This is a genomic window from Pseudobdellovibrionaceae bacterium (assembly GCA_020635075.1).
Classification (GTDB): Bacteria; Bdellovibrionota; Bdellovibrionia; order Bdellovibrionales; family UBA1609; genus JADZEO01.
The window spans coordinates 1-12104 of sequence record JACKAM010000005.1 but is presented as its reverse complement, the minus strand read 5'-3'; the positions used below and the strand labels follow the sequence as shown (position 1 = coordinate 12104).

General features: G+C 49.3%; 12 protein-coding genes. 5 read left to right on the top strand and 7 right to left on the bottom strand.

Translation table 11 applies throughout. The annotated features are described in order from the left end of the window. Positions 1-3 precede the first annotated feature (3 nt). Both H6624_20075 and H6624_20070 read right to left on the bottom strand, forming a co-directional pair. Positions 4-2676: a hypothetical protein gene (locus H6624_20075; protein MCB9086650.1), complete on the bottom strand. Its 2673-nt coding sequence runs from the start codon at positions 2674-2676 to the stop codon at positions 4-6. A gap of 275 nt (positions 2677-2951) precedes the next feature. Then, entirely contained in the window at positions 2952-3410 is a 459-nt protein-coding gene (locus H6624_20070) for a hypothetical protein (GenBank protein ID MCB9086649.1), read from the bottom strand. Positions 3411-3574: 164 nt separating this feature from the next. Here H6624_20070 and H6624_20065 point away from each other — a divergent pair, with 164 nt between their 5' ends. From H6624_20065 to H6624_20050, 4 genes are all read left to right on the top strand, one after another. Continuing rightward, a complete protein-coding gene (locus tag H6624_20065; GenBank protein MCB9086648.1) occupies positions 3575-4735 on the top strand; it encodes an energy transducer TonB in 1161 nt (386 codons plus the stop codon). Positions 4736-4931: 196 nt separating this feature from the next. Next, entirely contained in the window at positions 4932-5219 is a 288-nt protein-coding gene (locus H6624_20060; GenBank protein ID MCB9086647.1) for a helix-turn-helix transcriptional regulator, read from the top strand. Then, positions 5206-6546, top strand: a complete 1341-nt coding sequence (locus tag H6624_20055) for a type II toxin-antitoxin system HipA family toxin (GenBank protein MCB9086646.1) — start codon at positions 5206-5208, stop codon at positions 6544-6546. The genes H6624_20060 and H6624_20055 overlap by 14 nt, the downstream gene beginning before the upstream one ends. A 307-nt stretch (positions 6547-6853) precedes the next feature. Continuing rightward, positions 6854-8095: a hypothetical protein gene (locus H6624_20050; protein ID MCB9086645.1), complete on the top strand. Its 1242-nt coding sequence runs from the start codon at positions 6854-6856 to the stop codon at positions 8093-8095. Here H6624_20050 and H6624_20045 read toward each other — a convergent pair. The 4 genes from H6624_20045 to H6624_20030 form a co-directional block, all read right to left on the bottom strand. Continuing rightward, positions 8092-8559, bottom strand: coding sequence for a hypothetical protein (locus H6624_20045; protein MCB9086644.1), 468 nt, complete (start codon positions 8557-8559; stop codon positions 8092-8094). The genes H6624_20050 and H6624_20045 overlap by 4 nt on opposite strands. Before the next feature lie 43 nt (positions 8560-8602). Next, positions 8603-8845 (bottom strand): helix-turn-helix transcriptional regulator, encoded by a 243-nt coding sequence (locus tag H6624_20040; protein ID MCB9086643.1) that lies wholly within the window; start codon positions 8843-8845, stop codon positions 8603-8605. Positions 8846-9015: 170 nt separating this feature from the next. Then, the gene (locus tag H6624_20035) at positions 9016-9153 is read right to left on the bottom strand and encodes a hypothetical protein (GenBank protein ID MCB9086642.1); all 138 of its coding nucleotides are present in this window, start codon (positions 9151-9153) and stop codon (positions 9016-9018) included. Between the two features lie 49 nt (positions 9154-9202). Continuing rightward, positions 9203-10045 (bottom strand): hypothetical protein, encoded by an 843-nt coding sequence (locus tag H6624_20030; protein MCB9086641.1) that lies wholly within the window; start codon positions 10043-10045, stop codon positions 9203-9205. Positions 10046-10067: 22 nt separating this feature from the next. Between H6624_20030 and H6624_20025 the strand changes: the two genes are divergently transcribed. After that, positions 10068-11249, top strand: coding sequence for a M23 family metallopeptidase (locus H6624_20025; protein ID MCB9086640.1), 1182 nt, complete (start codon positions 10068-10070; stop codon positions 11247-11249). Positions 11250-11268: 19 nt separating this feature from the next. Here H6624_20025 and H6624_20020 read toward each other — a convergent pair whose 3' ends face one another. Continuing rightward, a complete protein-coding gene (locus H6624_20020) occupies positions 11269-11901 on the bottom strand; it encodes a hypothetical protein (GenBank protein ID MCB9086639.1) in 633 nt (210 codons plus the stop codon). Positions 11902-12104 lie beyond the last annotated feature (203 nt).

Below are 12104 nucleotides of genomic sequence, written 5' to 3'. Positions count from 1 at the left end.
TGCTTACTCCTTAACTTTGAGATCCCAGTGACTATAATGATTCTTCCACGTTTTAAAATCAGCATTATTAAGAGTACAATAACTTTGTTGGATAATCGCCCTTTCGTTGTGATCGCTAGATGGACGACAAAGCTTTATCCACTCACCATTAAAGAGCATCCTTTCCCCATCTGGCCACACACCATCAATCAAAGCACTTTTGACAATCTCTGCTTCCGTCAACACTTGAGATGGCGATACCAGTGATCCTAAAAGTTGCACAGAATAGTGCTGTCCATTCGACAGTCTAATCGTAGCCCCCGGAAACAGTTTTCCGATTCGGTGAATCGCCTCACGGTTAGATCTAACCCAGCTCACAATTCTATTCATCTCCTGAGTTGGCTCCTGGCCACATACACTATTCAATATACATCCCTGCCTATATTGCAAATAAGCCCTTAGGTCTCGATAGAGACCTACCCCATCGACCTCCGACTGAGTATTCAAACCAATGCCTGGAAAATGAGTGGCGCAGTTCGAATTGGGGTCCGTTTCTGATAGCTTACACCCTCTTGTATAGTCATGAGATCTTGTTCCAAATGTCAAAATGTCCACCGTCAATCCGTCACGATGCTCCTCGTGGGGTACCAATCTGGCTCCATAGGGCGAAGACGCATCGTTAAACCGAACCACCCCGCTGGTGGCAAGATCCTCATCTTCTTTGATCCTTTTAATAAACCTCATTAAACTTGCCTTACCGTGCAGAGCAACAGTTCCCCCGTAAAACAACGCGTTAGGATCAATTGAGATATCGTATAAAGTATCTTTTCCGTCATACATAAACTCAACGTCTTTAATTTCTGAAAGCGTAAATGGAAGTTGCTTGCCATTTTCCAGCCGATAGCCCTGGACGCGGAATTCGATCTGACCTGAATCCACAGTTGGGTTTCGGAAATCCAGGGGCGATGCCTGTTCAATGGCTGAGGGATCAAGATAGATCTCCTGATCAATGGACTGAGCATGGAGACCCACCCAAATTGATGATTCTCTCGCAATAGGAATTGTGGCCGTACCTCCTGACCAATGGGCCTCAAAGCTCTCAATAACAGAGTCGCTCACAGCTCTTGTCAGTAGCTTTACCGGCAACCGATGTATCTCTCTAGCTCTCTTCACCGACGCCACGCCCTCAAGATAGCTGCTCGCGTATGGGACGCCATACCTTTCATCCACCATGACCGGGAACTTTCCACCGTATTCTGTGTGAAAGAAGGCTGGACTATTGAACCTTGGATCCTCAGAATTAGTCGCCACCTCCACGGTCAGATCTGGGTCCTGCTTCATCCAGCAGTCGGCAATTGCCGCCTGGTAAGGATTCCCAGGTGGCAATCCACTCACGACAGTCGCACTAATGTGAACCTGATGCCAGGTTGCTGTTTCGATGCCATCAATACGCAGGCTCTTCAACACTCCTGGAAGGCGGCGATAGTTGAAGTTTTGTTCCGTAAGGGAAAACTCAGGACCGATCTTTTTTGTCACAGTTAGGCGATTTCCTTTGGTTCCATCCGGACGGATTTCAGTAGCGATCAAAACAGCCGTAAGATTTGAGGGCAGCCAATAGGTAAATTGAGGTTCGGGATTGTACAAAAGGGTTCCTCGAAGGGCGTTTGCTCTTTCAAGCCGCTGTTGGCCAGCTTGAGCCAATGGTTCTGTGACGGCTGTATATGCCGCCTGTGCATCGGCTGCACAACCGTGAGGATCCGAGATGTCCGGATCGTTAAAGCACTCCGTAATTCTATCGCTATAGGTGGCCGTTGCAGCCTCAAGAATTAGATTATCCAATTGACCATCATACTGTAGTTTAGCCACCTCCTTTGCAGCGGCAATTCCCTTCCCAATGAGATCTTGAAACCACGCCTGATCCCAACCGCTGCAGGTAACGGAGATTTCCTTTCCCGGTTTTACCCATGAATAAGGCGGTGCAAAATCAATGAGGCCGTACGGCGGGCGGACCGAACTCCGCACGCACGATGGGTACTGACAGTCCAAGGTATTCTCCATAGATCTCTGCTGGATCGACCTCTGCACCGGCTGGATCAGATTTTTAGGAGCCGCAGTTTGAGTGAGGTACTCGTCAAGAAGATTTCGCTCTGGGAGGGTCTCTGAGACTAAGCGCACCGAATTCACCAACTCGTGAGAAAGACCCGAGGATATGGTCCTCACTTCATAGTCGTAAACTCCTCCAGATAAAAGGGCCAGCGGTCGGAAAACCTGACCCGGGTGACTGGTCGAAGTGATCTCAATCGTACCATAGGGTACTCTTACCGATTGAGCCTGCTGGGGAGAAAGATTGATCGCAGTTGAAAATCCGGATTCATGGGAGGCAATCTTAAGACTAATGGCGATTTCGTCAACATTGGTCAAATTAAGGGTTGCCGTCGCTGCCCACAATTCCCCTGTTGATCCGTTTAAGAGATTGCCGTAGGCATCGACCGCTTGAACCTCAATCTTAAAGGGCACCCAGGTGCCTTGAATCGTTTGAGAAAGGCCCGCGAGTGATACGGCGAAGTTTCCATTGACCATAGAAATAGCCTGAGAAAGATCAAGCTCCTTGACAATTGGGTCTGCGGACACCAGTTTTGCGAAAAGACTCGGCTGACTCATGGAAATAGGAATAGCTCCACTTGTATTGGGAATCATTTTGTTTCATTTAAGTCTCCTTTGTGAAGTGAGTTGGTCTTTACCCGAAGGGGGGCCAACGAACGCAACAAAGGAGGAATTTCCGTTTGCGTAACCTGTAACCCGTAAACGTGACAGTTACAGTTACAGTTACTGTTGCGGATACCGAAACCGTCACGGTATTCGGACACACACACGGAAACGTTTACGGATTACAGACCACGGATTACGGAAAAAAGCTAAACCCCCGCGCAGAGCAAAGGGGTAACCGCGGCTCATCTTTCCCGCATCCTGAACTACCTCGGCACACAGACTGTACCCTCAGACAGCGGGTAATTCCCATCCCCGTCCAAGGAAACAATTCCTTGGACTTTGCGGTGGAGCTTTCCGGCTGGATCGCGATTCATCCATAGCTCAAAATTGAGAGTGCCAATGCGAGCTTTATTCGGCTCACCGGTAATCAAGACCTGCTCGACCACCACGCGAAGGGCTTCGCCATAACAGGTAGCCCGGTAGAGCGCCTTTTCTTCCGGCTCGCGGTGAGGAAGAGCATGGGACAATCCATCGGCAACAATCTCAGTACCGGTGACCAGATAATGAGTCACATAATCCACTTCCTGCTGGCGAATGATCATGCGCTCAGTGTGACCGTTGGTGGTGCAATCAAAAATGCCGGACAAATGGGGGCAGGCCATCACCGGAGTGACAGAGCAGCAGGCAACAACAATGAAGAACAGCCAGCTTCGCTTCAGCATTTTCAACTTCTTCCCACGCAGTCGTGTGTTCAATCCCTTGACAGTTCAGTAAAGCTTTCAGGAAGTGTCCCGCTCTCTCCTCAATATTGTCAAATAAACTGGAACGGGCTTTGAATCCGGGATAACAATGTAAGGCGGAATGCCTTTAATAACAGGGATTTTCGATGCTTGACGCTTCTTTTAAAACATCATCCAGCTCCACGGGCTACATTGGCTTTTCTTTCCTCTTGCACAGTGGATTGATCTTCATGCTGGCCACGGCGTCTAACTGGCGCGACATCCCTCCCCCCGGCACCACCGAGTGGACGGAGATCTCGGTTATATCCGACGAGCCCCCTCCCCTGGGTAATACCCCTGTTCCTGTACTGACTGACTTGCCTCCAACGGATCCGGCCACCGCTCAGATTGAAAAGGAAATGGCTCCCACCCCGGAAACTCCGACCAAGGACGATTCGGCCGTGGTCATTGCGAAAAAAGAAACCAAGGCCAAAGAACCCGCACCTAAAAAAGAGGTGGCAAAAGCTTCTCCTCCCCCTCCGCCAAAATTGCCGGAGAAAGAGGTTAAAGAAGAGGCTCCGCCTGCTGAGACCCAAGAGGAATCTCCCGTCGTGGCCGCAGTTCCCGTCGAGACGCCTCCGCCGTCTAATCAGGAAAGCCTGGCCGACAGCGAGGCCTACCAGGAGTTTCAAAAGGATCAGCTTGATGATGCCAATAGCCTCGACAACACTCCCGAGGGCGATCCCTTTGCCGATGTGAACAAAGAAGTGGACAACCTGGAAAACCAGGAAGCCCTATTGGCTGCGGCGAGCGATCCCAACCTGAGTGAAGACAGTGAGTCTTCTGAGGAAGAATTGCCAAAAACAACTGAAGAAGCCAAAACAGAGGCTTCGGCCCTGGCCAATAATAAAACTGAAAAGACCCAAGCTCCTTCGGAGTTGCCCGCTAAAAAGGATTCGGTGACCACGCAAAATACCGCCGTGGGCGGCCGATTGGGCCTTCCCGAAGGAACTCGTTTGAACACGGATCTCCGCCAACACCCAGGCAATGTTCCCCCGGTTTATCCCGCTCTTGCTCGCCAAAGTGGTTGGGAAGGAACGGTTGCTCTGACTTATGATGTGAGTCCCGAGGGTCAGGTTCGAAACTTAAAAGTCGCTCGCTCTTCGGGTTATCAAGTCCTCGACCGCGAAGCCATTCGCGCCATCAGCCGCTATCGCTATTTGCCCGGCCAACAGGGTCAGACCTTTCATCCAGTCACCTTCCGCCTGACTGGCCCGGCTCAAGCCAGTCCCTCGCGGCTCAGAACTTCCGGCGCCTCGATCCGCTAAACTATTTTCTATAAAGGTCTTATTTAAGCCCTTTAATAGCTATTTTGGCCACAAGGGTCTTTATTAGGTCTTTTATCCTGTATTGATTTATATTCCAAATTCTGTATAATAGCTTTAAATAGATCTTTTAATCTAAAAAATGACCATTACAGATTTAAAAAAGACTTTTATGAAAACAATCTTATCTGACGAAGAAATCGAACAGATCCTTGGCGAAAACATAAAGGCCCTGCGCCTACAAAAGAATATCCTCAGGCAAAAACTATGCTCCCAGGCTGGAGTGAGTCTAACAGCACTAAAAAACCTAGAAATGGGCAAAGGGACAACCTTAAAGACACTGGTGAAAGTCGCGCGTGCACTGGGGCGCCAAGACTGGCTCACGGCGCTCGCTCCAACAGCAACGATCAACCCTCTCCACATGGTAAAAGAAGAACCTAAAAGGCAACGGGCCAGTAAAAGGTCAAAAAACAGTGGCAAAAAGTAAGACCGCAAGAAAAAAGAAAACACCGTACAAACCCGTAGATCGAGTTGAGGTGTTTATATGGGACATATACGCGGGAGCGGTCGCTCTCGATCCAAAAAGCGGGTTTTATGTCTTCGCATGGGACAAAGAGTTTGCACAAAGGGGCTATGAACTGGCGCCCCTTCATATGCCACTCAACGAAGAAGAGGAGATATTCGTATTTACTGGTCTGCCAATCGAAACCTACAAGCGGTTGCCGGCAATGCTGGCGGATGCCCTGCCTGACGATTTCGGAAATGCCCTAATTAATCGATACATGGCTGAGCACGGTATTAACTCTTCCCAGATAACACCCCTTGATCGCCTCGCCTATATGGGCAAAAGAGCGATGGGCGCCCTAGAATTTAGGCCAAACCGTGGGCCGAGAACACAAAAGCCTTCGGCCTTGGAAATGGAGAAACTCGTCACCACCGCACGAGAAGTTGTCCGGGGGTACGCCGATACCGACGAACATACGGAAGCCGCCCTAAGAAGTATTATTGAGGTTGGTACATCCGCTAATGGTGCGAGAGCAAAAGCTGTTATTTCATGGAATCCAACGACGGATGAAATTCGATCCGGACAAGTACCCGCAGAAAGCGGCTTCGAACATTGGCTCCTGAAGTTCGACGGGGTGGGTGAGGATTTTGAGTTGGGTTCATCACAAAATTATGGACGGATTGAGTTTGCCTATTCTCTCATGGCCAAGGAAGCCAAAATTGAAATTCCAGAATGTCGTTTATTTGAAGAAAATGGGCGCGCCCACTTCATGACAAGGCGATTCGATAGGGCGGGAAACGGCACAAAACACCACATGCAAAGCCTATGTGCCATTAACCATATTGATTTCAAGAAGAAGTCCACGAACAGTTATGAACAATTATTTATGACTATCCGCGAACTAAATCTAGATCGTGAAAATGAAGTAGAGGCCTTTCGCCGCATGGTTTTTAATGTGATGGCAATGAATTGCGACGACCACTCGAAGAACTTTTCATTTCTTTTACAAAGAGGCAAAAAATGGAGGCTAACCCCAGCCTATGACATCACCTTTGCTTACAACCCCAAGGGTGAATGGACCAATCAGCACCTGATGTCGGTCAATGGTAAGTACAATGACATCGAACTCGATGATTTCTATGAAGTCGCCAACAGGTTTTCTATTGGGGAAGCCAAAACGATCATTAAAGAGGTTGGAAACGCTGTAAAACGGTGGCCTTCGTTTGCCAAAAAGGCCCGTGTCCCAGCAGATGAAGCAAATCGAATCCAAAAACTCCTAAAGGTGATATCTACGCGGACGGAGGCATAATCGGAACCTGGCACCAAAAAAGAGTCACCCCCCGCCTGACTGGCCCGGCTCAAGCCAGCCCCTCGCGGCTCAGAACCTCCGGCGCCTCGATCTGCTAAACAATTAATATTACGCACCTTTCAAGGGCCAAGCCCGCCATCTGACCGTCAAATTCCGTTTACCCGGCAAGAGCCCTTACCCCTCCCCCGACCAGGACCCAGAGCCAATTAGGGTGACCCTTCATTTTTCATAAACTAGAATAGTTGCATATCAACAGTTGCAAATACCATTTCATGGCAAGACAAGTCCCCATAGACCAGGAGTGTAGATGCAGACTCCAAGATTTTCAGTTTTATTGACGGCCCTTCTCTTTGTCGGCTGTTCTTGGGATGGAGTGTTCACGAGTAAACAGCCCAATCTAGGGTCCTCTAGGTGGCTTGAAACTGCGGTAAAAGACGTGGCCGGGTATCCGGACAAATGCTTTAAGTGCTTACAGAAATCCTCTGCAATCCTTATCAAAGATCTGGACGAGCGATACACTAAAGGCACCCGGGAAATCCCCTTCAATCCTGAAATGGAATCCTGTGTTCAACAGTGTGATCTTGTGCAGAGATCTCGGGTTCCCCTCCGCACTCTAAGGGATATCATCATCTCTGGAGCTATCCTTCATAAGAATTCTATAAAAGAGGGCAGTCGGCATCGGATGCGATTCGATGACTCTAAACCGCCAAAAGAATTTGATTCAATTCTTTGTCAGGTCAGGGTCGGGGACACAATTGATACCGGTGTTCTGATAACCAATAGCCTGTTTTGCTCCCTGTATGGTGGCGATCATTGCGCCGTAAACCCATTTGATGAGATCTCTTGGCGAAGTATTTATCGCAGCCAGGGAAAGCAAAATCCCCTGACCGACTATGACTCCTCAGTTGCCGTCGTTATCAGCTCAGACAGCGCTAGACGCTTCAAACAGCTCGCTCGGCAGAGCAATTGGCAAGGCGTTACTCTCAAATGCGGAGACGATGAGCTGTCACTTTCAAGGCCGAAAGGGGTCTTTTCATGTGGCCAAGAAGGAAAGGGCGGCGGAATCATCCTTGGGCTGGCAGCAAAGGATCTTGGTACTCGCCGGCCAAAAATGGCTTCCCAAATATTTGATGCCGCATTGTTAGATCTCGATCCAGAAATGGAACCTTACGATCGCAAATCCCACGGCTCCATTGGGTTTGCCAAGTGCAGCCCGATCCTAAACTTGGGCGGAACACGATATTCTGTTTCTTGTTCATTGACGAGAGAGGCTCCAGTGATGGACTTGATTGATGAGATCGTCAGGGCTGAAACTGTGGGCGTCGGTTTTGCCCTTAAATTTGATCAAACCGGCAAACTGATAAAAGCTCGGGGACGGGTAAACTCCGCTTCTGCTCCAATCGGGATTAGAAGTTCCGATGGATTATCTGGAGGAGTAGCCTTTGATGAGCTGGGGCAGCTTGTCGGGTTTCTAAGAGATCCTCGACCAATTTTGCACTGGGGAATCATTTATTCTATCGACCCCTTCGAAAGAATGTATCCCAATTAAAGATCACCGTGAAATCGATCAACTAGGGTTAAAATTTGTGCCTTAGATTGCTGCCCTTCATTGGCCGGAATGAACTGGTCGTCAACCCGTTCACCAATCTCCCCCCTCAGCTTTAAAAGAAAGTGCCGGACCTGAACCCATTTTTCCTCAGTAGCCATGCGCTCAATCTGATTTACTCGGTTGATGAGGAGTTGTTTAGAGTTTCCGTTTTCCCGTTTCATGGCTTCCTGGGGGAGCGCTTCTATTGCTGTGCGCAGAGAAGAACCGATTGCCGAGAAAGACGTGGTCTGGATGCCATCTTTAAGAACCCTGAACTCAATGGTACCTGGAATCCACTCAAGCGTGACTATTAACGGAACTATATCGGGGAAGAGCTCCCCACCCTCATCATGGCCATTATGGGAGAAAGAAGGATCGAATACCTGCTGGAAGGTCACCTGCCTGCTCACCTCCAATATAGACATCCAAGGCTGCAATTTGGTTTTGGCTCTTCCCCATCTCCTTACCCTATTGTCCTTTTTTTCTATTTTGAACGACGATCTCTAAATCTAAGGCCGCAAGAAGCTTGAAAAGGGTCTCAAGTCTGACGCCCTTCGCTCCTGACTCAACTAATGAGACCCCTGCCTGCCGCAAGCCAGATTTTTCGGCTAGATCGTTTTGGGAAAACCCCTGGGTGTTTCGCTCCCGCTTTATGACATGACCTAGTTGCCGGGTACTTCTCACCTTTTGCCCATCTGATTGCTTAGACATAAGCCTCCCCTATACGGGTAAGAGTATATTTCTTTTATATACTTTTAAGCGTATGGCTTTGGTACAGTCAAAGCTGGCTGCCAGACTAGGCCTGGCACCAAAAAAAACGGCCACTCTTTTAGAGCGGCCGTAACCAATTTCAAATTTTAAATTTTAAAGAAGCAAATGAATTACTTCTTGTTGTCTCCAAAGAGCTCTTCTTTGGATTTTGTAGTGCCTTGAGTGCGATTCTTGGCCTTGCGTTTTCTGCCTTTGGTGGCCAATTTCATTTTTCTCACTCTGCTTGTCTTCTTAGTTGGTGAAGCCATTTGCGATCCTCCATCCTCAAATTTCAAATTCAACAAAGGCGGCAAGCTATCAAAAGGGGACCCTGAAGTCAACGCTATGCATCCCGCCGCTGCCGCTCTTGGTATTCTTACGAAATGAGTAGTCAATTTTCAAGCGCGGACCCAAAAAAGCCAGGCCCAGGGCCACAAATTGATGCTTGGTCAGGTCGTCGAGCTCATAGCCAACCCGTAAAGCACTGAATTCATTAGGATAAGTCTCGACCCCCAGGCCCAATTGGAATTTGTCCTCTGGGTTTTCCTCAAGGGGCTTCACCACGTCCACGCGGGCTTTGAGAATGCGATCAAACAAATAAACGAATCCCGCCCCCACCCGAGGGAGATCTTCCAGGTAGCCGGCCCTGTTCTGTATATCCTTAGCTGTCAGATTATGGCCCACCAAAGCAAGCCCCCATTCGGGCTTTGGGGCCCATAGAGCCCCGAGGGTGGCATTCCAATAAGTAAAATCCTCGCCGCCCTCTTGATCCACAGAGCGGTAGTGAATGCCAAGGCCGACAGAAACATATTCGGTTACAAACTTCCCAAGGCCAACGTGCCAGTACTCTTCATTCACCGAAGGTAATCCCGGATAATTTCTGCGCCGACGCACATAACTGAGAGAGCCGGGCATAAAAATGCCCTCGGTGTTGTCGACAAAGCTCACGGCCAAATCGGTTCCACTTTGGTTCTCGGCCAACTCGCCGTCGGCGTAATACAGCGCGCTCGAAAAATCCTTTGCATGGGGAAGAATGGCAGGGTTTAAAAAAACACCCTCTTCTGGTTCGGTGGCAGCTCGTCCAGTACTGCCAAGCCCAGAGGATATTGGTCCAGTAAAGTATTGGGCTTGGGCCAAAGCAGATGTAAGATGGACAAACATAAGTGACACCAAAGGGACAAAAATGCACCTGCTGAACTTGCGACTGTTGATCATCCTTTTTTCCTGTTCTGTTACACTGTCTCTTGGTTTGCCTTCGGCGCTGGCCAAGCCTCATCGCGCTAAAAAACCCGTGCCCTCCAAATACCTCACAAAAGCCGACAAGGATCAAGTGCTCTGGCCTCGTATCAAATCCGGCGAAACCGTATACTCACTCATGAGGCGCTATGGATTTACTGAGCGGTCCATTGCCACCGTGCTCGGCGAAAACCTTTTCCCCAAGAGCTTCACCCTGGTCCCGGGTTCAGTTTACAAAGTGACCCGCTTGGCCCAACCCTCGCGGACAGAGCTCAAGTTTTATGATCCTGACCAGGACAACTCTTTTGTTGTGTGGCAGGAGGCCGAAGCCGCAGGCTCCGGCGTACAGAGCGAGGAGTACGAAGTTCGCACCAAAGAACTTGTTGGCAAAGTGCGCGGCTCACTGATCGAAAGCATTACCAAACATGTCCCGGATAAATGGGTCGCGTATCGCTTTATGGATGCCTATCTTTTAGATTTTAATCTCCAGAAGGTCCTGCAAAGAAATGCCCACTACCGACTTGTCTATGAGGAAAAGTACGACGGCGATCGCCTGGTCAAATACGGCGAGGTTTTGGAAACAGAATTGGAGATCGGTGGCAAGAAACACCAGCGTAAGTTTGTACGTTTTGAAGGCGGAGGAAGCTACGTCGGTCCGGACGGATTGGGCCACGAAAGGCCTCTTTACTCACCCGTGGCCTACCAGCATTACTCAAGTTTGTATAAACCCAGACGCTTTCATCCGATTAAGAAGCGCCGCCAAGCTCACTTAGGCTTGGACTTTGAACTTCCTGCGGGTCACGCCGTTTATACCGTGCAAAGTGGACGTGTGTTGCGGACTGGGAAAAACCGCGCAGCTGGCAACTTTGTGGTTGTTCGTCACCAAAACGGCCTTGAAAGCTACTACAATCACCTTCAATCCATTTCACCAGAAGTAAAAAAGGGCCGACAGGTCTTCAACGGCCAAAAGCTCGGCACCATCGGCTGCACCGGCTATTGCACCAAAGCTCATTTACATTTTGCAGTGAAAAAGGCCGGCCGTTATCTCAACCCCGCCAAGTACCTCAAGCCTTTCCCCTATAAGGGACAACGCCTCGTCGGCCAACAGTTGGCCCGGTTTGATGAATAGCCCGATGTAAGGTGCGTAATCACAAGTGATGTTCATCGCCCTCCAAGGACAGCTTGTCATCACGCTTGCCTGTATCATCGATGATTTCACCGACATAAACTCTCTGACCTTTCTTGAATTTGGTGCCCTCTAAGTCCGCACCAAGTTCGACAGCATACAAGTAACCCAGAGGGTCCGGACCATAACCAAACAACAAATTGGAGTTCGCTGGCCAAGTATAACCTCGGACCTTCATCGACTTGGCAATGACTAACGACCTCAACCTGTTAGTCTCCGTCTCCCAAAACGATATCGTCGTCCCCGCCGCCGCCTCATATTCTCCCACCTTGCAGCCGGCGGATTTGGTGTTGATGTGCCAGATCTCACTTCTAACGAAGCGAACCTCGGCGTCCTTGCATAGAATCACTCCTATGGAATTTCGCTTCAACTCAAAAACATCCATTGCAACTAAATCGACATCGTAATTGCCAGCCTCCACAACCTTAACCCTACCTACCGGGATTTTCCCGCCCCAGTACCTGGAATTCAGCTTCTCAAGCTCTTTCTCAAGACGGTCCTTTCCCTTTGTTTCAGCTCCATAGGTATCCTGGCTGCTCAATATTACTACCGCCAGAAACACCGCAACTAGTACTCTCACGAACCGATTGCTCATTTCAACGCCCTCACATGAAAGTGACCTAGGTGGCTCTGATTCTCATCTGTGAAGAAGATCCCTGAATTATCACAAGAATAAGGCTCATCCAGATCATTCTTTTTAGCATGCCGACACTCCCCAATCTCCACCTCACCTGGCCCCAAGATCGGCTCACCATCCGGCCACGTCCCAAAGATTAAAGCTGTCATGTGCCACCTCGA

What these genes read in the sequence shown, in the direction of transcription:
- H6624_20020 (MCB9086639.1), bottom strand. Translation starts at nt 11,901, where the DNA reads ATGAGCAATCGGTTCGTGAGAGTACTAGTTGCGGTGTTTCTGGCGGTA.
- H6624_20070 (MCB9086649.1), bottom strand. Translation starts at nt 3,410, where the DNA reads ATGCTGAAGCGAAGCTGGCTGTTCTTCATTGTTGTTGCCTGCTGCTCT.
- H6624_20040 (MCB9086643.1), bottom strand. Translation starts at nt 8,845, where the DNA reads ATGTCTAAGCAATCAGATGGGCAAAAGGTGAGAAGTACCCGGCAACTA.
- H6624_20025 (MCB9086640.1), top strand. Translation starts at nt 10,068, where the DNA reads ATGCACCTGCTGAACTTGCGACTGTTGATCATCCTTTTTTCCTGTTCT.
- H6624_20050 (MCB9086645.1), top strand. Translation starts at nt 6,854, where the DNA reads ATGCAGACTCCAAGATTTTCAGTTTTATTGACGGCCCTTCTCTTTGTC.
- H6624_20075 (MCB9086650.1), bottom strand. Translation starts at nt 2,676, where the DNA reads ATGATTCCCAATACAAGTGGAGCTATTCCTATTTCCATGAGTCAGCCG.
- H6624_20045 (MCB9086644.1), bottom strand. Translation starts at nt 8,559, where the DNA reads ATGTCTATATTGGAGGTGAGCAGGCAGGTGACCTTCCAGCAGGTATTC.
- H6624_20030 (MCB9086641.1), bottom strand. Translation starts at nt 10,045, where the DNA reads ATGTTTGTCCATCTTACATCTGCTTTGGCCCAAGCCCAATACTTTACT.
- H6624_20035 (MCB9086642.1), bottom strand. Translation starts at nt 9,153, where the DNA reads ATGGCTTCACCAACTAAGAAGACAAGCAGAGTGAGAAAAATGAAATTG.
- H6624_20065 (MCB9086648.1), top strand. Translation starts at nt 3,575, where the DNA reads ATGCTTGACGCTTCTTTTAAAACATCATCCAGCTCCACGGGCTACATT.